The sequence below is a fragment of the Paraliobacillus quinghaiensis genome, assembly GCF_003426025.1.
GTDB classification, from domain to species: Bacteria; Bacillota; Bacilli; order Bacillales; family Amphibacillaceae; genus Paraliobacillus_A; species Paraliobacillus_A quinghaiensis.
In genome coordinates this window covers 52245-78561 of record NZ_QJSH01000008.1, presented here as the reverse complement: position 1 = coordinate 78561, position 26317 = coordinate 52245, and the positions used below count along the sequence as shown (strand labels likewise).

Sequence of the window (26317 nt, the reverse complement as noted above, 5' to 3'; positions counted from 1 at the left end):
TATTATGTTTTAATAATCTTTTCATGAATAAGTTCTACTCTCTTAAGTTCTATCATAGTATTTAATAGATCTGATAGAGGTTTAGGAGAGGGAACTATATGACAAAATTTAAAATCAGAAAAGTAATAAAAAACTTTGTTAACTACTTGCGTGGTGGCACAATTTGGATAGGATTAATCGTGCTTTTATTTATTGTGATCGGTTTGGTTACAACTGCAAAACCCGCTTATCGTTTATCTTCATCCATTCTAACAACGTGGACAAGTCAAATTGATAGTTCCTCTTTTCTTTATCTTTTGAGTATGGAAAATAGGCAATATGCAGAATCATTTCCTGATGATATAGAAAGACTTCGGTGGTCAGAGGTTTTGTTCGAAGTAACAACAAACATTAAACCGAATGATGTAAGAAGTTTATTGGGGAGAGAATTGCCAGGTTTTTACGGCTATAACCAACGAATCATTGTCGCAGGTGAAGGAACGGACTATACGAATTTACCAATTGAATCTTCACCCCCGCTAGACGTAGTGTTAGAGGAAAGAGATGCATCAATAGATGAGCCTGAAGAAAAGAAGAATGAAAAACAAGCAGAACAAACTACTGAGGGAAGAGAAGTAGTTTTCATTTATACTACTCATAATCGAGAATCATTTTTACCGCATTTAGAGGGAGTCAATAATCCAAATGACGCGTTTCACTCTGAGGTGAATATTACTAAAGTAAGTGATCGATTAGGACAAGCCTTGGAAATAGAAGGAATTGGAGCGCAGGTTGATCAAACTGATATTATGTCAATTTTAAATCAAAATAATTGGGAATACTGGAAGTCTTATCAAGCATCAAAACCAATTGTAGAAGAAGCCTTAGCAGGAAACAAAGAGATTCAGTATATATTTGATTTACATCGAGATTCCAGACGACGTGAAGATACAACGGTAACGATAGATGGCCAGGAATATGCTAGTCTCTTTTTTGTAATAGGATCAGATTACAGTAACAATGAGAAGAATATTGCTCTAGCAACTAAGTTGCATAAATTGTTAGAAGAAAAATATCCAGGTATAAGTAAAGGAGTCACGCAGCAAGGCGGTTCAGGACACAATGGGGTATATAATCAAAATTTAGCAGATAACGCAATTTTAATTGAATTTGGTGGAGTAGATAATGAGATGGATGAATTATATCGATCCGCAGATGCTTTCGCAGAAGTTTTTAGTTCTTATTATTGGAACGCTCAAGCTGTTCAAGGGGAATGAAAATAGCGAATAAAATTTATGAAACAAAAGGGGAACGAGTAAATGCGTAAACTTGTTATGTTATTGCTATTGGCTGTGTTTTTTTTGACCGGAATGGTATTAGGTACACAGCAACAAGGAAGTGTAACGTCGGTTGAATCTAATATAAATGAGGAGGAAGTTGCAGGTGTTGCGATTGAAATGGATTCACCACTTGAAATAGTAGAGGAACCTATTTCAAACACAATAGAAATACAAGGCGATCATCCTACGCATATTACACAACAAGTTGCAAAAACGATTGAACATGCAGGAGTATGGTTTTATGATCAAGTGATTGATGTGGCATACGGCCTTTCACAGATTTTTATTTAGATTTAGCTGTTTTTATTATAAGTATAACTAAAAACGATTGAATCATTTATCTATCACTGCTATAATCAATCCTAGTATTGTTGCCCGAAAAATAGGAGTGAATGGACATTGTCAAAAGCAAGAGAGCAAAAACGTGTACGTAACTTTTCGATTATAGCCCATATCGATCACGGCAAATCAACATTAGCTGATCGTATATTAGAAAAAACAAAAGCATTAACACAACGCGAAATGAAAGAGCAATTTCTAGATGCAATGGATCTAGAACGTGAACGAGGAATTACAATAAAATTAAATGCAGTACAATTAAAATATCAACAGGATAATGGTGAAGAGTACTTGTTTCATTTAATAGATACACCAGGTCATGTTGATTTCACCTATGAAGTGTCACGTAGTTTAGCGGCATGTGAAGGTGCTATTTTAGTTGTTGATGCTGCTCAGGGAATTGAAGCGCAAACGTTAGCAAATGTTTATTTAGCGTTAGATAACGACTTAGAAATCATCCCTGTTATTAATAAGATTGATTTACCAAGTGCCGATCCTGAACGTGTTAAACAAGAAATAACAGATGTAATTGGTATTGATGGCGATGAAGCAATTCTAGCTAGTGCTAAATCAGGGATTGGTATTGATGAAATTCTAGATAAAATTGTTGAAAAAATCCCTGCACCACAAGGGAATGCGGATGAGCCTTTAAAAGCACTTATATTTGACTCATTATACGATTCATATCGTGGTGTAATTGCTTATGTCTGTATTAAAGAAGGTTCAGTTAAAGTAGGCGATACAATTAAAATGATGGCAACAGGTAAAGAGTTCGAAGTGAATGATGTTGGGGTATTTACACCTAAACCAATTTCACAGAAAGAACTTTCCGTTGGTGATGTTGGGTATTTAACGGCATCAATGAAGGATGTTGGCGATTCACAAGTTGGGGATACAATTACATTAGCTAACAACCCAGCAGAGAGTGCTCTTCCAGGTTATCGACGATTAAATCCAATGGTGTTTTGTGGATTATATCCTGTTGATGCAAATAAATATAATGACCTAAGAGAAGCATTAGAACGATTAGAATTGAATGATTCATCATTGCAATATGAAGCAGAAACGTCGCAAGCATTAGGTTTTGGTTTTCGTTGCGGCTTCTTAGGATTGCTACATATGGAAATTGTACAAGAACGAATTGAGCGGGAATTTAATATTGATTTGATTACGACTGCTCCGAGTGTTATTTATCAGGTTCTTTTACATGATGGTTCAGAACTTTCAATTGATAACCCTTCATTTATGCCAGATCCACAATCAGTAACTGAAATACGTGAACCATACGTAAGTGCAACAGTGATGGTTCCAAATGATTTTGTTGGGCCTGTAATGGAGCTTTGTCAGAAAAAACGTGGTGATTTCTTAGATATGCAGTATTTAGATGACAATCGCGTCAATGTAGTTTATGAAATTCCACTGTCTGAAATTGTCTATGACTTTTTTGATTCATTGAAATCTCAAACAAAAGGTTACGCTTCTTTTGACTATGAGATGATTGGATATAAAGTTTCTAATCTTGTGAAAATGGATATCTGGTTAAATGGAGAAACGATAGATGCACTTTCATTTATTGTGCACAGAGATTTTTCATTCGAACGCGGAAAACAGATTGTAGAGAAATTAAAGAACTTAATTCCTAGGCAGCAGTTTGAGGTACCTATCCAAGCTGCAATCGGAAATAAAATTGTTGCACGTTCCACAATAAAGGCAATGCGGAAGAATGTTTTATCTAAATGTTACGGTGGAGATATTTCACGTAAGCGGAAGTTATTAGAAAAACAAAAAGAGGGTAAAAAACGGATGAAGATGGTTGGTTCTGTTGAAGTTCCTCAAGAAGCGTTTATGGCCGTATTAAGAATGGACGATGATGATTAAAGAGAAACCCTTGTCATTTACTTGACAGGGGTTTCTAATTACTATCTATAGTAGTAAAAGGGGGAGAAAGTATTGATATCATCAGTATATATCCACATACCGTTTTGTGAAAAAATATGCCATTATTGTGATTTCACTAAATTTTTCTATGAGGAAAAAATGGCAGATGATTATCTAGAAGCGCTTAATAAAGAGATGGCAAGGTATATAGAAGAGCCTAAGCAAAAAATGAGAACAATATATGTCGGTGGAGGCACACCTTCAGCGTTAACAGTGCGCCAATTAAAAAAATTATTAGTGTCAATTGATCACTATTTTGAAGTAGATACTGTAGAAGAATTCACATTTGAGGCGAATCCAGGTGACTTGAACGAAGAAAAAATTAAATTATTAAAAGGTTATGGTGTTAATCGAATATCGATGGGAGCACAAACTTTTGATGATAAGATCTTAGAACAATTAGGTCGATTACATCGTGTGAAAGATGTTTATCAAAATGTTAACGCATTGAAAAAGCATGGTATTACTAATATAAGTATTGATTTAATGTACAGTTTACCAAATCAAACAATTGCTGGATTCGAACAAACATTAGAAGAAGCATTAGCTTTTGATTTGCCACATTATTCTTCGTATTCCTTGCAAATTGAACCAAAAACAATTTTTTATCAACGTTATAAAAAAGGTAAATTAAAAAAACAACTTGAAGAAACCGAAGCAGAAATGTATCAGTTATTAATTGATCAAATGGAAAAGTACGGTAAAATCCAGTATGAAATAAGTAACTTTGCTGAGGCTGGTTTTGAAAGCATGCATAATCTGACGTATTGGAACAATGACTATTATTATGGTTTCGGTGCTGGTGCACATGGTTATTTACCTAATGAACGTATTATTAATTTACGTCCATTCCCTGCATACTTAAAGCAAGCAAATGAAAATGGATTGCCAGTACTTCATAAAGAATCTATTGGATTGAAAGAAAAAATTGAAGAAGAAATGTTTTTAGGGTTAAGAAAACGGGAAGGAGTTTCTTTAGATAACTTCAAAAAAAAATATCAATTATCACTATTTGATGTTTATAATTCCGAGTTAGAGCACTTGAAGCAGAAGAAGTGGATAGAAGAGTTTGATAATAAAATAAGGTTAACACAAGACGGTCAACTATTCGGTAATGAAGTATTCCAATCATTTTTGCTAGAAGATGATAAAGTTAAAACCATAATAAAATCTCAAGAAATGAATGCTTAAAAATTCCAAAGAAACTTTTAAGCATTCGCATTGACAATTATCCGCGCATTTGATAATTTAATAATAGATTTAGCACTCGGAAGATAAGAGTGCTAACAGAGGTGATCATCGATGTTATCTGATAGACAAATATCCATTTTGCAAGTTATTATTGATGAGTTCATCCAAACAGCGCAACCGATTGGATCTAGAGCCATTTCCAAAAAGGATGAAGTCACATATAGTCCTGCCACAATCAGAAATGATATGGCGGATCTAGAAGAACTTGGTTTTATTGAAAAAACACATTCTTCTTCTGGAAGAGTGCCATCGGAAAAAGGATACCGATTTTACGTGGATCATCTTCTGTCACCATTTCATCTATCCAATAAAGATATGGGTGTTATTTCACATGCATTTGGAGAAGAAATGGTAGAATTTGAGCAAGTTGTGCAAAAGTCAGCAAAAGTACTCTCTGAATTAACGAATTATACTTCGATTATTTTGGGGCCAAGGGTTTACGAAACAACGCTAAAGCAACTTCAGATTATTCATTTATCATCACATATGGCTGTAGCTATTTTAGTGACAAATACTGGCCATGTTGAACATCGTTCTTTTACGGTTCCATCAGAGATTGAACCGAGTGATCTGGAGAAACTAGTAAATATTTTGAATGATCGCTTAAAAAATGTACCGATCATTCATTTACATGACAAACTACAACAAGAACTAACAGCGCTGCTTCATAACTATATGTCTGATTTTGATACAGCTTTTCAATACTTGAAAGCGGCCCTTTTTGATGAGCAGCCAGTTAAGCTTTACGTTGGTGGAATCACCAATATCTTGCTTCAACCGGAATTCAAGGATGTTAATAAGATTCATTCTTTATATTCGGTAATGGAGCAAGAAGACCTGATAGCAAATGTTTTGCGTTCCTATAGTAATGGTGTTAATGTCTCCATCGGGCAAGAGAACAAGATGGATGAAATGCAAGATTGTAGTTTAATTACTGCAACTTATTCGTTAGCTGGAAAACAATTAGGAACAATCGGATTGTTGGGACCGACTAGAATGGAATATTCAAGAGTTATTGCATTGTTGAATGTTTTATCAAATCGAATGTCTAGCACTTTTCACTCCTGGTTTTGATTTGTGAAAATTAGGGTAAGTTGTTTTTGGGAAAAGAAATTTAACTTGAATTTTAATTCATACCAAATGATGAAGTAGTTTTTCTGCTTCATTACTGGATAGAATAAATAGAAATTGAATAACTTTATTTCCTTGTTTGTTCATGATATAGTCAACAAGGTTTTATTTTCAGGTGTAATAGAGGAGGTGACCATAATGGAAGAAAACAAGCAAGCACAAGAAAATGAAAAAGATGTAGTTGAAGAAGTAGAAGATGTAGAGCAAGAAATAGTTGAAGAGACAGACCGAGAAGATGATCAAAGTACTTCAGGTAGCAAAGTCGAAGCATTACAAAAAGAAAAAGATGAAGTTTACCAGAGATTGTTAAGAGTACAAGCTGAATATGATAACTTCCGTAAAAGAACCCAAAAAGAAAAAGAAGCGGAACGTAAATATAGATCACAATCATTGATTACCGAATTATTACCGGTTGTAGATAACTTTGAGAGAGCACTACAAACCGACGTAAATGGTGATGGTGCTAAACAGTTTGTCGATGGAATAAAAATGGTCTATCGTCAATTAAGTGATGCTTTAGAAAAAGAAGGCGTTGAAGTTATTCCAACTAAAGGTGAGGCTTTTGATCCACACTTACATCAAGCAGTTATGCAGGTTGAAGATGATCAATATGACTCTAACGTAGTGGTAGAAGAATTACAAAAAGGATATAAACTAAAAGATCGGGTTATTAGACCCGCAATGGTTAAAGTAAATCAGTAGTTACATATTGCTTAAAAGGAGGAAAAAGTCATGGGAAAAATTATTGGTATTGACTTAGGAACAACAAATTCATGTGTTGCAGTAATGGAAGGTGGAGAAGCGAAAGTAATCCCAAATCCAGAGGGTAATCGTACAACTCCTTCAGTTGTTGCATTTAAAAATGGTGAGAGACAAGTAGGGGAAGTAGCAAAGCGTCAAGCAATTACTAATCCAAATACGATCCAATCTATCAAACGTCATATGGGTACAGATTATAAAGTAGAAGTTGATGGAAAAGAACATACACCACAAGAAATTTCAGCAATTATTTTACAGCACATCAAATCATACGCGGAAGATTACCTTGGAGATACAGTAGAAAAAGCGGTTATTACCGTACCAGCATATTTTAACGATGCAGAACGTCAAGCAACAAAAGATGCAGGTAAAATTGCAGGACTTGAAGTAGAACGTATTATTAATGAACCAACAGCAGCAGCACTTGCTTATGGTATTGATAAAGGTGATCAAGATCAAACAGTACTTGTTTATGACCTTGGTGGAGGTACATTTGATGTATCCATCCTAGATATTGGTGAAGGTACATTTGAAGTTGTCGCAACAGCAGGTGATAATCGTCTTGGTGGTGATGATTTTGATGAAGTGATTATTGATCATTTAGTTGCAGAATTCAAGAAAGAAAATGGCATTGATCTTTCTAAAGATAAAATGGCATTGCAACGCTTGAAGGATGCTGCTGAGAAAGCGAAAAAAGATCTATCAGGTGTTGCGCAAACACAAATTTCATTACCATTTATTACAGCTGGAGAAGCTGGGCCATTACACTTAGAAATGAATATGACTCGTGCGAAATTTGATGAGTTATCTTCTGATCTAGTAGAGCGTACAATGGGACCGACACGCCAAGCATTAAAAGATGCTGGTATGAAAGCAAGTGAAATTAATAAAGTATTATTAGTTGGTGGATCTACTCGTATCCCAGCTGTACAAGAAGCAATTAAGAAAGAAATCGGTCAAGAACCATCTAAAGGTGTTAATCCGGATGAAGTTGTAGCATTAGGTGCAGCAATTCAAGCTGGTGTCTTACAAGGTGATGTGAAAGATGTTGTTCTTCTTGATGTCACTCCACTATCTTTAGGTATCGAAACAATGGGTGGGGTTACTACTAAGCTAATTGAGCGTAATACAACAATCCCGACAAGTCATTCACAAGTTTTCTCAACTGCAGCAGATAATCAAACAGCAGTTGACATCCATGTCCTGCAAGGAGAACGTGAAATGGCAGCAGATAACAAAACGCTTGGTCGTTTCCAACTAACAGATATTCCACCAGCACCGCGTGGCGTACCACAAATTGAAGTGTCATTTGATATTGATGCAAATGGTATTGTAAACGTTCGTGCTAAAGATTTAGGTACGAATAAAGAACAGTCTATTACAATTAAGTCTTCTTCAGGACTATCAGATGAAGAAGTAGAACAAATGGTTAGAGATGCAGAGGAAAACGCTGAAGAAGATAAAAAACGTCGTGAAGAAGTAGAACTTCGTAATGAAGCGGACCAATTGGTTTTCCAAACAGACAAAACGATTAAAGATCTTGGTGAAAAAGTGTCTGAAGAAGAAAAACAAAAAGCTGAAACAGCTAAAGATGAATTGAAAACAGCGCTAGAATCTGATGACCTAGAAGAAATTAAAACGAAAAAAGAAGCACTAGAAGAACAAGTGCAAGCTCTATCGGTGAAATTATATGAGCAAGCACAACAAGATGCAGAAGCAGCACAAGGTCAAGGTGAAGCAAACACTGAAGATGATGTTGTAGATGCTGATTATGAAGAAGTTAATGATGATGAAGAAAAAGATAAATAACAATTATTAAGAGGTAGGAAACTAAAGAAGTCAAAGTCAGGTTTTACTTGGCTTTGGCTTTTCCTCTGTTCAACTATGTTTACTAATAAAAAGTGACTGTTAAATTCCAAAATAAATAGCTTAAATATTGATATCATGAAGGAAATAACATTTGCTCCAACAAGAGTTTCAATGTTATGATAAACTTTATGCAAACAAGAGTCGGGAGAGTGATTGTTCAGTGAGTAAACGAGACTATTATGAAGTCTTAGGTGTCTCAAAAGATGCATCAAAAGATGAATTAAAAAAAGCGTATAGAAAATTAGCACGTAAATATCACCCAGATGTAAATAAAGAAGAAGACGCTTCTGACAAGTTTAAGGAAGCTAAGGAAGCTTATGAAGTATTAGGTGATGATCAAAAGCGCGCGCAATATGATCAGTTTGGTCATACAGGTCCTCAAGGGCAAGGATTTGGTGGCGGTGGATTTGGTGCGGAAGACTTTGGAGGCTTTGGAGATATTTTTGACATGTTCTTCGGCGGTGGAGGTCGTAGACGTGATCCTAATGCGCCAAGACAAGGTGCTGACCTGCAGTACACGATGATCTTAGAATTTGAAGAAGCAATTTTCGGTAAAGAAACAGATGTTGAATTACCTAAAGAAGAAACATGTGAGACATGTGACGGTTCTGGTGCAAAACCTGGAACGAAACCAAAAACATGTACACATTGTAATGGTAGTGGGCAGTTAAATGTAGAACAGAATACACCATTTGGTCGTGTTGTGAATAAACGTGTATGTAATCACTGTAATGGAACAGGGAAAATTATTCCTGAAAAGTGTCAAACTTGTGGTGGTGACGGCAAGGTCAAAAAACGCAAGAAAATTCATATCAGTATTCCAGCTGGTATAGATGATGGGCAGCAAATTCGCATTTCTGGTCAAGGTGAACCAGGTGTTAATGGAGGACCGGCTGGTGACTTATATGTTGTTGTTCAAGTAAAATCACACGAATTCTATCAAAGAGATGGAGATCATATTTTCTGTGAAATGCCAATCACATTTGCACAAGCTGCATTAGGAGACGAAATTGAAATTCCTACAGTTCACGGAAAAGTAAAATTAAAAATTCCTGCTGGCACGCAAACAGGCAAAACTTTCCGCTTAAAAGGGAAAGGTGCTCCAAATGTTAGAGGATATGGACACGGTGATCAACATGTTAAAATGCGTGTAATAACACCAACTAATTTAAGTGATGAACAAAAGGATTTACTACGTGAATTAAATGAAATCAGTGGAAATGAATCAACAGACGAAAATGGAAATTCCTTTTTTCAACGGGTGAAAAGAGCATTCAAGGGTGAATAAATAATACTTTTATTCGTCCAGTTGATGTTTTGCTTATATAACTAAAATTATAAGAAAAGAGTTGGTTTTTTGAAGTGGTCTGAGTTGTGTATCCATACCACCAACGAAGCAATTGAGCCGATATCAAACATTTTACATGAAGCGGGTGCCAGTGGCGTCGTAATTGAGGATTCTCAAGATCTTATTAAAGATCGTACTACTGAATTTGGTGAAATGTATGAACTTGATCCAACAGATTTTCCAGAAGAAGGTATTTTATTAAAAGCATATCTCCCACTTAATAGCTTTTTAGGTGAAACGGTTGAGGAAATTAAACAAGCTATTAATAATTTACTATTGTACGATATTGATTTAGGGTCAAATCGTATTACGTTAAGCGAAGTAAATGAAGAGGAATGGGCAACTGCTTGGAAAAAATACTATAAACCGGTTAAGGTTTCCGAAAAAATTACCATTACGCCAACATGGGAAGAGTATTCAGCGGTTTCAAGTGATGAGCTTATTATTGAATTAGATCCAGGTATGGCATTTGGTACAGGGACTCATCCAACAACTGTTTTAAGTATGCAAGCACTAGAAAGATATATCGAAAAGGATCAAACAGTACTAGATGTTGGTGCAGGTTCTGGAGTACTTAGTATTGCGTCAGTTTTACTCGGTGCAAAACAAGTTTATGCTTATGATTTAGATGAAATCGCGGTAAAGACGACTAAGATTAATGCGAAACTTAACAAAGTTGACACTAAAATTACTGCGAAACAAAATAATCTATTGGATAATGTCACGCATCAACCGGATATCATTGTTTCCAATATATTAGCAGAAATTATTATGCGCTTTGAAAAAGATGCTTATCATTTATTAAAACCTGGTGGTATTTTTATTACCTCCGGAATTATTCAAACAAAAAAACAACAAGTTAAACAAGCATTGATTGCCGCAGGGTTTGAAATTCTAGAAGTAAATCAAATGGAAGATTGGATTTCAATTATAGCAAAGAAATAGTAGAGAAAGCAGGAAAAGTGTATGCAACGCTATTTTGTACCAGCCATAAATTTCTCAGATAATACAGTAACCATAGAAGGTGATGACGTCCATCACATAACCCGTGTGATGCGCATGGAAAGTGGTGATGAGATTATTTGTAATCACCCGAGTGGAAAAGCAGCAATTTGTAAAATTTTAACTGTTTCAGATCAAGAAGTTGTTGTTTCCATCAATAACTGGCTAGAACAAAGTGCGGAACTACCTATACACGTTACAGTTGCACAAGGTCTTCCGAAAGGTGATAAATTAGAATTAATTTTACAAAAAGGTACAGAACTTGGTGCAACTGGTTTTATCCCATTTCAAGCTTCACGTTCAGTTGTTAAGTGGGACAACAAGAAAGTAGCTAAAAAGATAGAACGGTTTAAAAAAATTGTCAAAGAGGCAAGTGAACAATCTCATAGAACAATACTTCCTCACGTTGAATCTATTGAAACAATTCAAAGCTTAGTAGCAAATAGTGCCTTTTATGATCATAAATTTGTTGCTTATGAAGAAACAACGCGCGAATTACCTACTAAGAAATTAAGTTATTATTTCGATCAGATTACAACGGGCGAGAAGGTATTAATCTGTATTGGACCTGAAGGTGGATTCTCTGAGTCTGAAATTACTAAACTTCATACAGCTGGTTTTGAATCAATTCGACTGGGTCCACGTATATTACGGACAGAAACTGCTGCTTTATATGCGTTAGCGAGTCTATCTTATCATTTTGAAGAACGGGAGTGATTGGATGCCTACAGTTGCATTTCATACATTAGGTTGTAAAGTAAATCATTACGAAACTGAGGGTATTTGGCGGAAATTTCAAGAACAGGGCTATCAACGTGTAGAATTTGACCATGAATCTGATGTCTATGTAATTAACACATGTACTGTCACTAATACAGGTGATAAAAAAAGTAGACAAATAATCAGGCGGGCAATCCGTAAAAATCCAGAAGCTGTGGTATGTGTTACAGGATGTTATGCACAGACATCGCCTGGAGAAATTATAGAGATACCTGGGGTTGACGTAGTAGTAGGAACGCAAGAACGTGAAAAAATGATTGACTATATCGAAGAACATCAAGAAACACGCCTGCCGATTAATGGTGTGTCAAACATTATGAAGAATCGTGTTTTTGAAGAGATGGATGTTCCAGTATTTACAGATCGTACACGTGCTTCTTTAAAAATCCAAGAAGGATGTAATAATTTTTGTACATTCTGTATTATTCCTTGGTCACGAGGTTTATTACGTTCCAGAAAACCTGAAAATGTTTTAGAGCAAGCACAACAATTAGTTAACGCAGGTTATAAAGAAATTGTGCTTACTGGTATTCACACAGCTGGTTACGGCGAAGATATGAAAGATTATACTTTTGCTGATCTATTACGTGAACTTGAAACAAAAGTAGATGGCTTAAAGCGTATTCGTATTTCTTCAATTGAAGCAAGTCAAATTACAGATGAAGTAATTCAAGTTTTGGATGAGTCAAAAAAGATTGTTAGACATTTACATATACCACTTCAATCTGGTTCAGATACAGTATTGGAGAGAATGCGTCGTAAGTATACGACAGGTTACTATCAAGAGAAGGTAAATCGCCTTAAAGAAGCATTGCCAGGCCTAGCAATCACCTCTGATGTTATTGTCGGTTTTCCTGGAGAAACACAAGAAGAGTTTCATGAAACCTATAAATTCATTCAAGAGATAGGTTATTCTGAGTTGCACGTTTTTCCTTATTCTAAAAGAACAGGAACACCAGCAGCGCGAATGGATAATCAGGTAGATGATGATTGCAAAAATCAACGGGTTCACCAATTAATAGAGTTATCAAATCAACAGGCAAAAGCTTATGCCTCTCAGTATGAAGGGGAAGTACTAGAAGTTATACCTGAGGAACATCAGCAAGAATCAGATGAAATTTCTATTTTAATTGGCTATACAGATAATTATCTGAAAGTAAGATTTGAAGGTTCACCTGATTTAATAGGAAAAATCGTGCGAGTTAAAATTAAACAAGCAGGTTATCCATATAATCAAGGTGAATTTGTACGAGTTATGGACACCACAGACAAAGTAAAAGTAAGCGTGTAAAACCCAGCATAATTGCTGGGTTTTCTTTTTTATTCAAAGATTATTTAGTGAACATTTTCTCAACCAAAGGAAGGAATGGTAAGACAATCAGTACTGAGAATACATTGAAGATTACGGATATATGAGCAAGTTGCATACCGCTATCTGATGCTACTTTAAGAGCAATCATAGTGAAAATAGGGATCAATGGAAGTGCTATTATTACAGTTACTAAGTTAAATGTAGTATGTGCAACGGCAACTAGTTTGGCTTCTTTTGTAGTTCCAATTGAAGCAATCAGAGAAGTGACACAAGTACCGATATTTGATCCTAAAACTACCGCTATTGATCCTGATAAAGAGAGTAATTGATGGTCAATCATACTAAGCGTTAAACCAAAAGTAGCACTGGATGACTGGATAATACCACTAATAATTGTACCAATAAGAACGCCAAAGCTCGGATAAGTTTTGGTGAGTGTAAATCCTTCAATGATCATGTGATTGTTAGCTACTAGAGTTGCTAGTGATTCAAATCCGTCAAGTGCAACAAAAATTGTCGAAATACCAACAAAAATACATCCAGAATAAAATAGTACTTTTTGCGGAAATAAAAGTAAAACGGTACCTATCAGTAGCCAGATTAAAAAAGGAAAAGTGTCACCAAATACAAGGATTTCTCCTGTTACGGTTGTCCCAATATTAGCTCCAAGAATGATGCCGATCGTTTGACGAAACGTTAATACACCAATCGTGACGAGACTAATAGTAATGACTAAAACAACAGAACTACTTTGCAAGAAGGTTGTAGCGATAGTTCCGATGAAAATGCTCACAATAATATTGTTCGTGCCTTTAGTTAACCAACGCTCAATTTTTGCGTTCATAAAATAGTGAAGGCCAATTTGTAAGAGCCGCATGCCAATAAAAAAAAGTAATAGAAATACGGTTAGGAAGGATAATAGTTCCATAATGCTGTCACCTCTATACTACTATATGGACAAGTTGTAAGGAACATGCTTATTCTAATTGTATTTATGAATTAGCCGAGAACACTCGTGACTTCAGTCATGAGATGAATCGGCTTCGGACAAGGGATGGGCATTTGCCATCTCAATTGTCCGACTGATACAAATCCGAATGGTATGGCAAACAGGTTGTAACAGTTGCGAAGAGTTTCCCATCCAGTCAACTTTGCTCCTGTTGTGGCTATCAAAACAAAGACGTTAAAAATCTCGGATTACGTGAATGGGAGTGCATGAAGTGCCATACCCATCTTGACCGTGATATTAACGCAGGAATCAATCTTAAAAATGAAGCCGTAAGACTTCTTAACCTCAGGACCTGAGGGGATCGCCTAATCAATTAGAAACCGATAGGTTTCTGTACTTAGGAATCTCGGTACTTCAGTGCCGAGCAGTTCAAAAAAAGAATCTATCTTTTTAAAACAAAAAGTTGACCTAGAAAAGTCCTTATATTATAATACCAATGAGGCATATGTACATATACATATGTCGTATCAAACTGTTGAATGCTTCGGAGGGAGGGAAATTAGCATGTCAAATACAACTCGCGTCCGTAAAAACGAGTCTCTTGAAGATGCTCTTCGTCGCTTTAAGCGCAGTGTATCCAAATCCGGAACAATATCAGAATATCGCAAGCGTGAATTTTATGAGAAACCTAGTGTTCGTCGCAAGAAAAAATCTGAGGCGGCTAGAAAACGCAAGTAATAACTGTATTGTATGAAAGTAAATCAAGAGTATCCTTCGATTTACTTTAAAAGAGGGTGTAGAGCAAAATGTCATTAACAGATCGTTTGACCCAAGATATGAAACAAGCAATGAAAAGTAAAGATAAAGTGACACTCAGTGTTATTCGTATGGTGAAAGCCTCTTTACAAAATGAAGCAATTAAACTTGGTAAAGACGAGTTATCAGATGAAGAAGAATTAACTGTTTTATCTAGAGAGTTAAAACAGAGAAATGATTCCCTCCATGAATTTGAAGAAGCTGGAAGAGAAGATCTTGTAAACAAATTAAAAGTTGAATTAGAAGTTTTACAAGTATATATGCCCAAGCAGCTATCAAATGAAGAGCTTGAAGAAATCGTTTTGCAAACCATAAAAGAAGTGAATGCCACTTCTAAGAAGGAAATGGGTAAAGTGATGGGTGCGCTTATGCCGAAAGTAAAAGGCAAAGCGGATGGCACACAAGTAAATAAATTAGTGCAAAAACACTTAGCATAATTACACATTTTATGCAGATTTTATAAAGCAAATAATCCTCTATCACCATATGGTGATAGAGGATTATTTTTGTTTTAAATGTTATACTAATAGAGGATGTTCAAATATTGTCAGTATGTTATATTTAAATTCATACCTTTTTTTGAAACAAAGGGCTTAACTTATTCGTATACATAATATGTTTTAGGAAAGGAGGATTGAAGTGAACGTAACAAAAATTATTAAGTATGTTGTACTAACTGTCTTGCTATTCTTGACAGCGTTGCAACCCGAAAATGTTGTTGCCGAAGAGAATGGAGAAGGTAAGTTAGTGTATGTTATACCAATTGAAAAAGAAGTTGAACGAGGGTTGCAAGCGTTTTTACAGCGTACAACTACTGAAGCAACTGAAGCTAATGCGGATCACATCATTTTTGAAATCAATACACCAGGTGGTCGTGTTGACGCTGCTATGGATATCGGTGGTTTGTTACAAGGTCTAGATATTGAAACAACATCGTTTGTTACTATTAAAGCATTATCAGCAGGTTCATATATAGCATTGAACACAGATAACATATATATGAAACCCTCAGCAACAATGGGGGCAAGTGGTGTAATTACATCGGATGGAAATGCAGCTAATGAAAAGGCGCAGTCTGCATGGTTTGCTGCGATGAGTAGCGCAGCAGAATCAAAAGGAAGGAATCCCTTATATGCTGAAGCAATGGCAGATAAAGAGATCAATTTACCAGAATACGATGCTTCAACTGGAAAATACTTAACACTGGGACCTACCGATGCTGTAGAGGTTGGCTATGCAGAAGCCGTGGTAAATCATCGAACAGAACTTCTAAATGATCTTGGGTTGTCTAACGCAACTATAATTGAGACTGAAGTAACATTAGCTGAAGAATTGGCTCGTTTTTTAACCAATTCAGCTGTAGTACCTATATTATTGTCGCTAGCTAGTATAGGGTTGATTGTTGAATTGTATTCGCCAGGTTTTGGTATTCCAGGTTCCATTGGTGCTGCGTCACTTATCTTATTTTTTTATGGACATGTGGTTGCGGGATTTGCTGGTTATGAAGCAATTATCTTGTTGCTTCTAGGAATGGTCTTGATAATTGTAGAGGTATTTATGCCAGGAGGAATACTAGGATTATTAGGTATTGGTGCAATAGTAGGATCGCTATTTATGTCTTCAAATGATGTAGGACATATGAGCATGAGTATTGCAATTGCCATTATTGTGGCAATAATTACTGCGGTTCTTTTATATAAAACTATTGGTTTAGAAAAAGGTTTCTTGAAATATATTATATTGAATGATGCTACATCTACTGAAAAGGGTTATGTGTCCTCTGTAAGTAGGCTTGATTTAATCGGTATGGAAGGGTCAACAGTTACGCCACTTCGACCTGCAGGGACTGCTGTCTTTGGTAGTGAAAGGCTTGATGTTGTCACAGAGGGGGGGTACATTGCCAGCCAAAAAAATGTCAAGATAATAAAAACAGAAGGATCACGAATTGTAGTAAGGGAAATTTAATTAAAAGTAGGAGGATAAAAACATGTTTATTTTAGGGAGTACTAACTTCAATGCAATAGAAGACTTTTTACCAATCATTATTATTGGGGTTATCATTATTGCAGTAGCAATATTATTTACATTTATTCCAGTGACGCTCTGGATTAGTGCTTTAGCAGCAGGTGTAAAAGTAAGTATCTTTACATTAGTAGGAATGCGTTTACGACGCGTTGTACCAGCGCGTGTAATAAACCCGTTAATTAAGGCGCATAAAGCCGGTCTTGATGTAAATACAAATCAGCTGGAAAGTCACTACTTAGCAGGTGGTAACGTTGACCGTGTTGTTAACGCATTAATTGCAGCGCAACGTGCAAATATCTCACTTGAATTTGAACGTGCAGCTGCAATTGATTTAGCAGGTCGTGACGTTTTGCATGCAGTTCAAATGAGTGTAAATCCTAAGGTTATTGAAACACCGTTTATTGCGGGTATAGCAATGGATGGAATTGAGGTAAAAGCAAAAGCACGTATTACAGTTCGAGCAAATATCGATCGTCTTGTTGGTGGTGCAGGAGAGGATACTGTTATCGCGCGTGTTGGTGAAGGTGTTGTAAGTACAATTGGTAGTGCAACAACTCACAAAAAAGTATTAGAAAATCCAGATTCAATCTCTCATAATGTTTTAAATAGAGGATTAGATGCTGGGACAGCATTTGAAATCTTATCAATTGATATTGCTGACGTTGATGTTGGTAAAAATATTGGTGCGATCTTACAAACAGATCAGGCAGAAGCAGATAAAAACATTGCCCAAGCAAAAGCTGAAGAACGACGCGCAATGGCTGTTGCTCAAGAACAAGAAATGGTTGCAAAAGTTCAAGAAATGCGTGCAAAAGTTGTTGAAGCAGAAGCAGATGTTCCACGTGCATTAGCAGAAGCTTTACGTTCTGGAAATATGGGTGTAATGGATTACATGAATTACAAGAATATTGATGCTGATACAGACATGCGCGATTCTATTGGTAAGCTTTCACAAGATGATTCAGAATCAGAAGATGAATAAGTTTAGGTATCAATGTTGAAAGGAGTGGTCTTATGGACGAAATTTTTCCCTTTCTAATGATCTTGTTTGCAATTGGTAGTGGTTTAGTAAGTTTTTTTGGTAAGAAACAAGAAGACGATAATTCGAATAAAAAAACAACTTCACCTAGACCGAATAATCGACAGCAAGATAAACAAGTAAAAAATACGGTTAGAAATGAACCATCATCAGAAGGTAGAAGTTCTATGAGTACTTATATGAATGAAAGAAAAGAGCAGTTAGAAGCCCTGCGATCTAACTATACTTCTGACAACAGTGATGTAAGTCAAAATCGTATGCAAGAAGTTGTTGATTTGAATCGTAAGAAAGACCACACAGCCGGGAAGAAAAAAAGGAAAACCGGCATATCATTAGCTAGAAATATATCTAAAGAAGGACTGGCTGAAAGTGTAATTATGGCAGAAGTTCTTGGATCACCGCGAGCTAAAAAACCGTATCAAAATAGACCATATGCACGTAAATAAATTTTTGTAATACAAAGAAAACCTCATCGAATTCGGTGAGGTTTTTCTTTGTTCTGATCTTAATGTGACCTTCATATATTGATAGAAGAGGAGGGAGCTTAGATGAAGAAATGGCAGCTACAGGTCGGCAACTGGTTAACTAATCACCTTAAACTACCTTCTGATGTTCTCTTAGAATTACCGAGAATAACAACAATTGGTCAATTCCATGCGTATATTGAAAATCATCGTGGTTTGATTTTGTTTACTGATACGGAACTACAGTTGAAATTAACAAAAGGTTCATTGAAAATCGTTGGTGATCATTTTGTGATTAAAACACTTTTACCAGAGGAAATTTTAGTTGAAGGAACGATAAAGGAAATATTATTTCTGGAAAGTGAATAAGATTGTTGTATTTAGTTACATGAAACCACTATATTCAACAAAGATGTGGGGGGAAATGATGAAGCAAGTACAAGGAACTTGGTTACGTGGGTATATAACGATTCAAGTTATAGGTTATCACCCAGAATTATTTTTTGATCTCTGTACAAGACACGAAATAGATGTTTGGCAAATAAAAAAAGTAGACCAAACAACATGCGTAGGAAATATCTTTATAAAAGATATCATCAAAACTAAACAAATACGAAAACAAACAAGATATAAGCTAAGGTTTGTAAGAAAAACAGGATTACCTTTTGCTTGGAAAAAAGTTAATAAAAGAAAGCCATTACTAATTGGATTTATTGTAAGTTTATTTTTTATAACTTTGTTGTCGAATATGGTGTGGAAAATTGAGGTTGCAGGTGTTCGACCAGAGATTGAGAAACAGATAAGGACTACATTAAGTGAAAATGGTGTGTATCCTGGCATGCTGAAATTTTCAATAGACTCACCAAGCAATTTACAAAAGAAGATCTTGGATAATATACCTGAGTTATTGTGGGTTGGGGTGACTGAAAAGGGGACAACCTATTCACTTGAAGGAGTAGAGAAAACAAGTGTTTCTGAACAAGAAAGTAGAGGTCCGAGTAATATTGTTGCTGCAAAAGATGGTGTAATTGTTGATATGTATGTTGCTAAAGGAAAACCGATGGCAAGCGTGAATGATTATGTAAAAAAGGGCGATATATTAGTGGCTGGAGATTTATCTAACACTGATTCAGAAGATGATGATGAAGAGAAAACGCATAATAAAATTGCTGTGGAAGCTGAAATTTATGCAAATACATGGTATGAGTCAACTATAACAGTGCCATTACAAGCGAACTATAAGGTGCTGACAGGTAATGTAAATCGGAAATATTATTTAAATTTAGCTGATTTAAATCTTCCAATATGGGGATTTTTTCAAGAAACGTATAAAGAAGAACAAGTAGAGGTTGAACAAAAATCTATCCATTTCTTTCAGTGGGAATTACCAATCAGCTTTGTTAAAAAAAGCATATTTGAAAGTGAGCAAATAACAGAAAAACGGTCAAGAAAAAATGCAAGAGAAGTAGGGATCAAACAAGCAAAAACACAGTTGCAGCAAACGTTAGGTCATGAGGCAGAAATAACAAATGAAAAAATTTTGCACGAAGCTTCTGAGAATGGTAAAGTAAAGCTAGACCTATACTTTACCGTAAAGGAAAATATAGTGAAAATACAAGACCTATCTCAAGGAGATTAACTTATGTCAGAAGAGTTACATTTGATCGATTTACACATTAAAGATACAAACGAAGCACTAAGTTTATTTGGTACTGAGGACAAGCACTTAAAGCAAATAGAGGGTCAGTTGCAAGTATCAATTGTTACAAGAGGAGAACAAGTAAGAGTTGCAGGGAATGAGCATGAAATAGAGTTAATTCAAGATATTTTGTTAGCCTTACTTCGTGTAATTAGAAAAGGGTTAACAATCTCAGAACGAGATGTTGTGTATGCAGTTGAATTAGCTAAAAAAGGAAAGATAGATCAATTTGAAACATTATTTGAAGATGAAATAACTAAAAATGCTAAAGGTAAATCAGTACGTGTTAAAACACTAGGACAGCGTAACTATGTTAATGCTATTAAATCAAATGATTTAGTCTTTGGTATTGGTCCAGCAGGTACGGGGAAGACGTATTTGGCAGTTGTAATGGCTGTTCAAGCCTTAAAAAGTGGCGCGGTCAAGCGCATCATCTTAACACGTCCGGCTGTTGAGGCTGGAGAAAGTTTGGGTTTTTTACCTGGTGATTTAAAGGAAAAGGTTGACCCATATTTACGTCCTTTATATGACTCATTGCATGATGTTTTGGGGGCAGAACATACACTTCGCTTAATCGAGCGTGGAACAATTGAAATAGCACCATTAGCATATATGCGTGGTCGTACATTAGATGATGCTTTTGTTATATTAGATGAAGCGCAAAATACTACACATGCTCAAATGAAAATGTTTTTAACAAGACTTGGTTTTGGTTCTAAGATGGTTATTACTGGTGACATAACGCAAGTAGATTTACCACGAGGCGTACAATCTGGCTTGAGGGCAGTTGAAGCTAGGTTATCAAATGTTAAAGGGATAGAATTCATCTATTTACAACAGGCTGACGTAGTGCGTCATCCACTTGTTCAAAAAATTATAGATGCATTTGAAGAGGATAACACTCAGGAAAAATGAAGTAGACCCAATTGTGGGTCTATTTCTATATAAAGAAATGAAACAGTTTACATCGATATATACATAAATTAAAAATCATTGTATGATAAAAGAAATAGAAATAGTACATGTTTTTGTATAGTTGAAAAGGGGAAGATATATGAGAGTAAACTGGAAAAAACTTTTTCGTATTTATCGTATTTCAAATAAATCATTACAGCTTGCTTTAGCAATAGCATTCATAGGTGTTGTATTTTTAATATCTACTCTTTCCAATGTATATACAGAGACTTACGAAATTGAACGTTTTAGTAACGCAAAAAAAACAATACGTTCGCCAATAACAATAGAGGATACGCAAGAAACAGAACGTAGAAGAAGACAAGCTGTTCAGTCTGTTGAGGACCGCTATAGTATTTCTAACGAGATAACAAAGGAAAGAATAAATTATATTCATGAATTATTTGATGGAATCTCCACCGTCCAAGAGAGCCCAATTGAGTTAGACGACGAAGGTGAAGAAATAAAAAAAACGACAGCAGAAAAGCTCCAAGATTTAGAGCAAATACTTAGTCCTGTCCTAATTGAAAGTATAGAGAGACAAACGTTACTAAAACTAATGGAAGCAAGCGAAAATGAGCGCTCAATTGCAAGAGAATTATTGACAACAACACTATATAATATCTTTAATGATGGTGTTCGTACTGAAGAGGTCAGTGAAGCTGTTGATAGTATGAATCACAGGCTTAGATATTCTAGCTTAACTCCGGAACTAAGGGAAAGTTTAATTATAATTGGACAATTTGCAGTTGTAGAGAATGCATTTTTTTCTGTAGAACAGACAATGGAAGCTGAAAAACAAGCAATTAATAACGTAGATCCAGTTATGATTCAGGCTGGCGAGGTAATCGTACGAGAAGGTCAAACGATTACAAATGAAATATATGAAAAATTAACATTAGTAGGTTTATTGGACAGTGATAGAAATGTTTTTCCTGTAATAGGGTTAGTCCTTTTAATTAGTTTATTATTAAGTTTAATCACATATGAAATCATTGATCTGAGCAGGTACACGCAACTTGACCATAAGAAACTAACCGCAATTACACTTATTAGTCTAGGTACGGTAGGATTAATGAAATTTGTTAGCTACTATGCTACAACAGCAAATCACTTATATATCTTAGTTCCAATTGCAACTGGTACAATGTTATTAAAGCTTTTATTTAGTGAAAGAATTGCCATTACATTTGCTATCTGTTTATCAATTATTGGAACTGTTATTTTTAATGGACATATTCCTGGGTCATTAAATATAGAAGCCGGAATTTATTTTTTATTTTCGCAACTTGCTGGCATCCTTTTTCTATTCAATGTTAAAGATCGAACAACCATTTTAAAAGCCAGTGTTGGTTCTGCTATTGTGAATTTATTAACTGTTTTGTTATTTTTGTTTTTATCATATGAAAAATATGAATTATTTGATTCATTATTATTTAGCGGATATGCTTTAACTGCAGCGTTTATCTCGTGTGTTCTAACGATAGGCATATTACCATTTTTTGAATCAGGATTAGGTATTTTATCAGATACAAAATTATTAACTTTGGCAAGCCCAAATCATCCATTATTGCGAAAGATATTAACAGAAGCACCAGGGACATATCATCATAGTGTGATGGTCGCCAATCTAAGTGAGGCAGCGTGTGAAAAAATTGGAGCAAACGGCTTGTTAGCAAGGGTTGCATCTTATTATCATGATCTAGGAAAAACAAAACATCCCCATTATTTTATTGAGAACCAAATGGGAATGCAAAATCCACATGAGTATTTGGAGCCAATGCAAAGTGCAGCGATTATTATTTCTCATCCATATGATGGAGCAGCAATTTTAAGAGAACATAAGATACCCAAGGAAATTATCGACATTTCTGAACAACATCATGGAACAACTTTATTGAAATATTTTTACTATAAAGCCAAAAATTCTTATAAAAAAATTGAGGAGGAAGATTTTCGTTATCCAGGTCCGCGACCTCGAACAAAAGAAGCAGCTGTTATTTCAATTTGTGATTCAATTGAAGCTGCTGTTCGTTCGCTAGATGAGCCAACTAAAGAAAAGATTGATGAAATGATTACTTCAATTATGCATGATCGATTAACAGATGGTCAATTAAATGAAAGTTCATTAACATTTAGTGAGCTTGAAGTAATCAAAACAACAATAAGTGAAACATTGAATGGTATATATCATTCAAGAATACAGTATCCTACTGATGATAAAACAAAGGAGGCATTATAATGCATATTGATTTCCATGACGAAACAAATTCTATAACAGAAGCGTATATTGATTTAATTGAAAAACTTCTAACTTATGCAGCTGAAGCTGAAGGGGTAACACAGGAAGCAGAACTATCAATTAATTTTGTTGATAATCGTGAAATTCAGATAATCAATCGTAATTACCGTCAAATTGATCAGCCAACTGACGTGATTTCATTTGCTTTAGAAGAAAGAGTCGAAGGTGAGTTAGCAATTATTGGAGAGGATCTTCCCGTTGCTTTAGGTGATATTGTTATATCAGTTGATAAAGTAAAAGAACAGGCCGAAGAGTATAAGCATTCTTTTGAACGAGAATTAGGTTTTTTAGTACTTCACGGATTCTTACATCTGTTAGGGTATGACCACATAAAAGAAGAAGATGAAAAACAAATGTTTTTAAAACAAGAGGAACTTTTAAATGGGTTCGGATTACAAAGGGAATAAACCAAATCGGCTAGGTGTGAAATATGCAGTAAATGGGATAGTGTATGCATTTCGTTCGGAAATGAATATGAAGGTACACTTTGTAGTTCTTTTTATTGTATTGTTTTGTGGTTATGCTCTTGGAGTTTCTGCGACCGAATGGATGCTACTAACATTAACTATTGGAGCTGTTCTAATATGTGAGTTATTCAATACAGCAATGGAACATTTATTGGACTATCTTGCACCTGAAATACATCCAACTGTAGGTAAGATAAAAGATTTAACTGCAGGTGCAGTGTTAGTAGCAGCATTTACGTCAATCATTATTGGTTTAATTATTTTTTTACCAAAATTTTTGTTGATATTGTAATAAGGGGGATTTAGTCACTCATTAAAAGCTAGATCCAAAAATCGACATGTCCCCCTGTTTTATTTAATAAAGTTTTAACAGCGTAGTAATAAAAATAGCAAGTCATAAGAGCTTTTGTCGAAAACATGAAATGTAATTAAGTTTATAGTAAAATAAGTGTAGGAGATAACTCATTTGACAAACCAATGGAGGATACATCATGGATCAAGCATACAAATCTGGTTTTATTACAATAGTTGGTAGACCAAATGTTGGAAAATCAACTTTTATGAACCGTGTAATAGGCCAAAAAATAGCAATTATGAGTGATAAAGCACAAACGACACGAAACACAATACAAGGTGTATTAACAGAGCCTGATGCACAATATGTATTCATTGATACACCAGGTATTCATAAACCAAAACACAAACTTGGCGACTTTATGGTCAAGGTGGCTCAAAACACGTTAAATGAAGTTGATGTTGTTCTATTTATGATTAATGCTGAAGAGGGCTATGGTGCAGGAGATAAGTATATTATTGAGCGCTTAGAAAGTATAAAAAGCCCAGTGTTTTTGATTATTAATAAAATTGATCAAATACATCCCGATCAATTGATTCTACTAATTGATAAATATAAGGACAAGTACGACTTTACTGAGATTGTTCCCATATCTGCTTTAGAAGGAAATAATGTGGAACACTTGATACAGGTACTAAAAGAACATTTGCCACAAGGACCTCAATATTATCCTGAAGATCAGGTAACAGATCATCCCGAAAGATTTATAATGAGTGAATTAATTCGAGAGAAAGTACTTCAGTTAACACGTGAAGAAATTCCACATTCAATTGCTGTTATAATTGAACAAATAGAGAAAAAAGAAGACGAAAAAATACTAATACAGGCAGCAATTGTTACGGAAAGAAGCTCGCAAAAAGGTATCATCATTGGAAAACAAGGCTCTATGTTAAAACAAATTGGTATAAAGGCAAGGGCAGATATCGAAGCACTATTGGGAACAAAAATTTACTTGGAATTATGGGTGAAAGTGCAAAAAGATTGGCGAAACCGCCCGCAAAACCTGCAAGAGTTTGGTTTTAGCGATAATGATTATTAATACATGGTAAATATTTTAACACATGCTTTGATTAAATGAGGTCATTCTATAAGTAGGCACAAACTATATTGCATTAGAAAGGTGGGGTTTCTTGTGATCGACTTGCCATGGAAGATATTTAGTCAAACGGGAAACATTGAAACCTATTTATTAATGAAAGAATTAGAAATTGTCTATCATGAAAGTGGAACAGAACCAAATGAAGAAGCAGTGCAAGAGTATGATAATCAAATGTAAAAAATGGTAAGCTATTACCTATATACCGCTTTAGAGCGTTTAGAATTGAGAGATTGGTGAATTTTTTGTTTGACAAAATCGAAGGAATAATTATACGTACGCAGGATTATGGAGAAACACATAAAATTGTTACATTATTCTCAAAAGAAAAAGGCAAAGTGGCTGCAATTGCTCGTGGTGCTAAAAAAACAAAAAGTAGAATGGCTGCAATAACGCAGCCATTTGTACATGGAACTTTTTTGATGCAAATTGGTTCTGGTTTAGGTTCGTTACAGCAAGGTGAAGTTATTTCTTCATTCCGCAAGATTAGAGAAGATATAGTCAAGACTGCGTATGCAAGTTATCTTGCAGAACTTACAGAAAAAATCTTTGACGAGAAAATACCAGACCAATTTTTCTACCAACAGTTTATGGCAACTTTACAAGCGATTACAGATGAAAAAGATCCAGAGATTGTAACAATGATGTATGAATTAAAGTTATATAAAAAAGCTGGCTTTGCACCCATGTTACATCAATGTGCAATTTGTGAGGGAAATAATACATTACAAGCTTTTTCTGTCAAAGAAGGTGGATTGATCTGTCAAAGGTGTGTTTCAAGTGATCCAGAATCAGTAGTATTATCTAGTACACTAGTAAAATTATTACAAGTTTTTGCTGATGTTAATGTTGAACGAATTGGAAACATTTCTATTAAGGTTGAAAATAAGAAAATTTTACAGCAATTGATGGAAACCTATTATGAACAATATGGTGGCTTTTTTATTAAATCGAAGAAATTTTTGAAGCAACTGGATTTATTTACTTAATAAATACATTTTAAATTTTTCTATAGTTGACAAACGTAAGATTTTACCTTATGATTTTAGTACAAATTCGACAAGTTATGCAATGATAGAGAGTAGTACTTTTAGATATTCTGT

General features: G+C 35.1%; 26 protein-coding genes, 1 pseudogene and 1 other annotated feature (1 of these 28 running past the window's edge). Of the genes and pseudogenes, 26 read left to right on the top strand and 1 reads right to left on the bottom strand.

Annotation, left to right across the window (positions count from 1 at the left end; all coding sequences use genetic code 11):
• The first annotated feature begins 98 nt into the window (after nt 1-98).
• The 11 genes from spoIIP to mtaB all read left to right on the top strand — a co-directional run bounded on the left by spoIIP (nt 99) and on the right by mtaB (nt 13027).
• On the top strand, nt 99-1256 hold the full coding sequence (spoIIP, locus tag D2K40_RS07315; protein WP_117154450.1) for a stage II sporulation protein P: 1158 nt from the start codon (nt 99-101) through the stop codon (nt 1254-1256).
• A gap of 42 nt (nt 1257-1298) precedes the next feature.
• Entirely contained in the window at nt 1299-1610 is a 312-nt protein-coding gene (locus D2K40_RS07310; RefSeq protein WP_117154448.1) for a hypothetical protein, read from the top strand.
• Between the two features lie 108 nt (nt 1611-1718).
• The gene (gene lepA / locus D2K40_RS07305; RefSeq protein ID WP_117154446.1) at nt 1719-3536 is read left to right on the top strand and encodes a translation elongation factor 4; all 1818 of its coding nucleotides are present in this window, start codon (nt 1719-1721) and stop codon (nt 3534-3536) included.
• A 72-nt stretch (nt 3537-3608) separates the two neighbouring features.
• Nucleotides 3609-4787: a radical SAM family heme chaperone HemW gene (gene hemW / locus D2K40_RS07300; protein WP_117154444.1), complete on the top strand. Its 1179-nt coding sequence runs from the start codon at nt 3609-3611 to the stop codon at nt 4785-4787.
• Nucleotides 4788-4898: 111 nt separating this feature from the next.
• Complete coding sequence (hrcA, locus tag D2K40_RS07295) at nt 4899-5921, top strand: heat-inducible transcriptional repressor HrcA (RefSeq protein ID WP_117154442.1); 1023 nt, start codon at nt 4899-4901, stop codon at nt 5919-5921.
• A gap of 195 nt (nt 5922-6116) precedes the next feature.
• Nucleotides 6117-6680: a nucleotide exchange factor GrpE gene (gene grpE / locus D2K40_RS07290; RefSeq protein ID WP_117154440.1), complete on the top strand. Its 564-nt coding sequence runs from the start codon at nt 6117-6119 to the stop codon at nt 6678-6680.
• A gap of 30 nt (nt 6681-6710) precedes the next feature.
• A complete protein-coding gene (gene dnaK / locus D2K40_RS07285) occupies nt 6711-8546 on the top strand; it encodes a molecular chaperone DnaK (protein WP_117154438.1) in 1836 nt (611 codons plus the stop codon).
• A gap of 220 nt (nt 8547-8766) precedes the next feature.
• Nucleotides 8767-9894 (top strand): molecular chaperone DnaJ, encoded by a 1128-nt coding sequence (gene dnaJ / locus D2K40_RS07280; RefSeq protein WP_117154436.1) that lies wholly within the window; start codon nt 8767-8769, stop codon nt 9892-9894.
• A 69-nt stretch (nt 9895-9963) separates the two neighbouring features.
• Complete coding sequence (prmA, locus tag D2K40_RS07275; RefSeq protein WP_117154434.1) at nt 9964-10899, top strand: 50S ribosomal protein L11 methyltransferase; 936 nt, start codon at nt 9964-9966, stop codon at nt 10897-10899.
• A 21-nt stretch (nt 10900-10920) separates the two neighbouring features.
• Nucleotides 10921-11673 (top strand): 16S rRNA (uracil(1498)-N(3))-methyltransferase, encoded by a 753-nt coding sequence (locus D2K40_RS07270; protein WP_117154432.1) that lies wholly within the window; start codon nt 10921-10923, stop codon nt 11671-11673.
• Between the two features lie 4 nt (nt 11674-11677).
• Nucleotides 11678-13027 carry a tRNA (N(6)-L-threonylcarbamoyladenosine(37)-C(2))-methylthiotransferase MtaB gene (mtaB, locus tag D2K40_RS07265; RefSeq protein ID WP_117154430.1) on the top strand — a complete coding sequence of 450 codons (1350 nt, stop codon included), beginning with the start codon at nt 11678-11680 and terminating at the stop codon, nt 13025-13027.
• 40 nt (nt 13028-13067) lie between these two features.
• On the opposite strand, the gene D2K40_RS07260 is transcribed toward mtaB, so the two are convergent.
• Nucleotides 13068-13976 (bottom strand): Na/Pi symporter, encoded by a 909-nt coding sequence (locus tag D2K40_RS07260; protein ID WP_117154428.1) that lies wholly within the window; start codon nt 13974-13976, stop codon nt 13068-13070.
• 158 nt (nt 13977-14134) lie between these two features.
• Between D2K40_RS07260 and D2K40_RS07255 the strand changes: the two are divergent.
• The 15 genes and pseudogenes from D2K40_RS07255 to recO all read left to right on the top strand — a co-directional run.
• A pseudogene (locus D2K40_RS07255) lies at nt 14135-14353 on the top strand (zinc ribbon domain-containing protein); the annotation flags it as partial.
• A gap of 208 nt (nt 14354-14561) precedes the next feature.
• Nucleotides 14562-14735 (top strand): 30S ribosomal protein S21, encoded by a 174-nt coding sequence (gene rpsU / locus D2K40_RS07250; protein WP_090794468.1) that lies wholly within the window; start codon nt 14562-14564, stop codon nt 14733-14735.
• A 68-nt stretch (nt 14736-14803) separates the two neighbouring features.
• A complete protein-coding gene (locus D2K40_RS07245) occupies nt 14804-15250 on the top strand; it encodes a GatB/YqeY domain-containing protein (RefSeq protein WP_117154426.1) in 447 nt (148 codons plus the stop codon).
• A gap of 202 nt (nt 15251-15452) precedes the next feature.
• Nucleotides 15453-16778, top strand: coding sequence for an NfeD family protein (locus D2K40_RS07240; protein WP_117154424.1), 1326 nt, complete (start codon nt 15453-15455; stop codon nt 16776-16778).
• Between the two features lie 22 nt (nt 16779-16800).
• Nucleotides 16801-17820 (top strand): flotillin-like protein FloA, encoded by a 1020-nt coding sequence (gene floA, locus D2K40_RS07235; RefSeq protein WP_117154422.1) that lies wholly within the window; start codon nt 16801-16803, stop codon nt 17818-17820.
• A 32-nt stretch (nt 17821-17852) separates the two neighbouring features.
• The gene (locus tag D2K40_RS07230) at nt 17853-18323 is read left to right on the top strand and encodes a hypothetical protein (RefSeq protein ID WP_117154420.1); all 471 of its coding nucleotides are present in this window, start codon (nt 17853-17855) and stop codon (nt 18321-18323) included.
• A 102-nt stretch (nt 18324-18425) separates the two neighbouring features.
• Nucleotides 18426-18710, top strand: a complete 285-nt coding sequence (gene yqfC / locus D2K40_RS07225) for a sporulation protein YqfC (protein ID WP_117154418.1) — start codon at nt 18426-18428, stop codon at nt 18708-18710.
• A 58-nt stretch (nt 18711-18768) separates the two neighbouring features.
• Complete coding sequence (yqfD, locus tag D2K40_RS07220; RefSeq protein WP_162879161.1) at nt 18769-19980, top strand: sporulation protein YqfD; 1212 nt, start codon at nt 18769-18771, stop codon at nt 19978-19980.
• A gap of 3 nt (nt 19981-19983) precedes the next feature.
• Nucleotides 19984-20955, top strand: a complete 972-nt coding sequence (locus tag D2K40_RS07215; RefSeq protein WP_117154414.1) for a PhoH family protein — start codon at nt 19984-19986, stop codon at nt 20953-20955.
• A gap of 139 nt (nt 20956-21094) precedes the next feature.
• Entirely contained in the window at nt 21095-23236 is a 2142-nt protein-coding gene (locus D2K40_RS07210) for an HD family phosphohydrolase (protein ID WP_117154412.1), read from the top strand.
• Nucleotides 23236-23703, top strand: coding sequence for an rRNA maturation RNase YbeY (gene ybeY, locus D2K40_RS07205; protein ID WP_117154410.1), 468 nt, complete (start codon nt 23236-23238; stop codon nt 23701-23703). The genes D2K40_RS07210 and ybeY overlap by 1 nt, the downstream gene beginning before the upstream one ends.
• Nucleotides 23678-24055, top strand: a complete 378-nt coding sequence (locus tag D2K40_RS07200) for a diacylglycerol kinase family protein (RefSeq protein ID WP_117154408.1) — start codon at nt 23678-23680, stop codon at nt 24053-24055. Before ybeY ends, D2K40_RS07200 begins: the two co-directional genes overlap by 26 nt.
• Before the next feature lie 199 nt (nt 24056-24254).
• Nucleotides 24255-25157 (top strand): GTPase Era, encoded by a 903-nt coding sequence (era, locus tag D2K40_RS07195; protein WP_117154406.1) that lies wholly within the window; start codon nt 24255-24257, stop codon nt 25155-25157.
• 93 nt (nt 25158-25250) lie between these two features.
• On the top strand, nt 25251-25394 hold the full coding sequence (locus D2K40_RS07190) for a YqzL family protein (RefSeq protein ID WP_117154404.1): 144 nt from the start codon (nt 25251-25253) through the stop codon (nt 25392-25394).
• A gap of 56 nt (nt 25395-25450) precedes the next feature.
• On the top strand, nt 25451-26203 hold the full coding sequence (recO, locus tag D2K40_RS07185; protein ID WP_308422903.1) for a DNA repair protein RecO: 753 nt from the start codon (nt 25451-25453) through the stop codon (nt 26201-26203).
• A 73-nt stretch (nt 26204-26276) separates the two neighbouring features.
• Nucleotides 26277-26317: a binding site (T-box leader), on the top strand; it runs 133 nt beyond the window's last position.

What these genes read in the sequence shown, in the direction of transcription:
- spoIIP (WP_117154450.1), top strand. Translation starts at nt 99, where the DNA reads ATGACAAAATTTAAAATCAGAAAAGTAATAAAAAACTTTGTTAACTAC.
- D2K40_RS07310 (WP_117154448.1), top strand. Translation starts at nt 1,299, where the DNA reads ATGCGTAAACTTGTTATGTTATTGCTATTGGCTGTGTTTTTTTTGACC.
- hrcA (WP_117154442.1), top strand. Translation starts at nt 4,899, where the DNA reads ATGTTATCTGATAGACAAATATCCATTTTGCAAGTTATTATTGATGAG.
- grpE (WP_117154440.1), top strand. Translation starts at nt 6,117, where the DNA reads ATGGAAGAAAACAAGCAAGCACAAGAAAATGAAAAAGATGTAGTTGAA.
- dnaK (WP_117154438.1), top strand. Translation starts at nt 6,711, where the DNA reads ATGGGAAAAATTATTGGTATTGACTTAGGAACAACAAATTCATGTGTT.
- D2K40_RS07270 (WP_117154432.1), top strand. Translation starts at nt 10,921, where the DNA reads ATGCAACGCTATTTTGTACCAGCCATAAATTTCTCAGATAATACAGTA.
- mtaB (WP_117154430.1), top strand. Translation starts at nt 11,678, where the DNA reads ATGCCTACAGTTGCATTTCATACATTAGGTTGTAAAGTAAATCATTAC.
- D2K40_RS07260 (WP_117154428.1), bottom strand. Translation starts at nt 13,976, where the DNA reads ATGGAACTATTATCCTTCCTAACCGTATTTCTATTACTTTTTTTTATT.
- rpsU (WP_090794468.1), top strand. Translation starts at nt 14,562, where the DNA reads ATGTCAAATACAACTCGCGTCCGTAAAAACGAGTCTCTTGAAGATGCT.
- D2K40_RS07245 (WP_117154426.1), top strand. Translation starts at nt 14,804, where the DNA reads ATGTCATTAACAGATCGTTTGACCCAAGATATGAAACAAGCAATGAAA.
- floA (WP_117154422.1), top strand. Translation starts at nt 16,801, where the DNA reads ATGTTTATTTTAGGGAGTACTAACTTCAATGCAATAGAAGACTTTTTA.
- D2K40_RS07230 (WP_117154420.1), top strand. Translation starts at nt 17,853, where the DNA reads ATGGACGAAATTTTTCCCTTTCTAATGATCTTGTTTGCAATTGGTAGT.
- yqfC (WP_117154418.1), top strand. Translation starts at nt 18,426, where the DNA reads ATGAAGAAATGGCAGCTACAGGTCGGCAACTGGTTAACTAATCACCTT.
- yqfD (WP_162879161.1), top strand. Translation starts at nt 18,769, where the DNA reads ATGAAGCAAGTACAAGGAACTTGGTTACGTGGGTATATAACGATTCAA.
- D2K40_RS07215 (WP_117154414.1), top strand. Translation starts at nt 19,984, where the DNA reads ATGTCAGAAGAGTTACATTTGATCGATTTACACATTAAAGATACAAAC.
- D2K40_RS07210 (WP_117154412.1), top strand. Translation starts at nt 21,095, where the DNA reads ATGAGAGTAAACTGGAAAAAACTTTTTCGTATTTATCGTATTTCAAAT.
- ybeY (WP_117154410.1), top strand. Translation starts at nt 23,236, where the DNA reads ATGCATATTGATTTCCATGACGAAACAAATTCTATAACAGAAGCGTAT.
- D2K40_RS07200 (WP_117154408.1), top strand. Translation starts at nt 23,678, where the DNA reads ATGGGTTCGGATTACAAAGGGAATAAACCAAATCGGCTAGGTGTGAAA.
- era (WP_117154406.1), top strand. Translation starts at nt 24,255, where the DNA reads ATGGATCAAGCATACAAATCTGGTTTTATTACAATAGTTGGTAGACCA.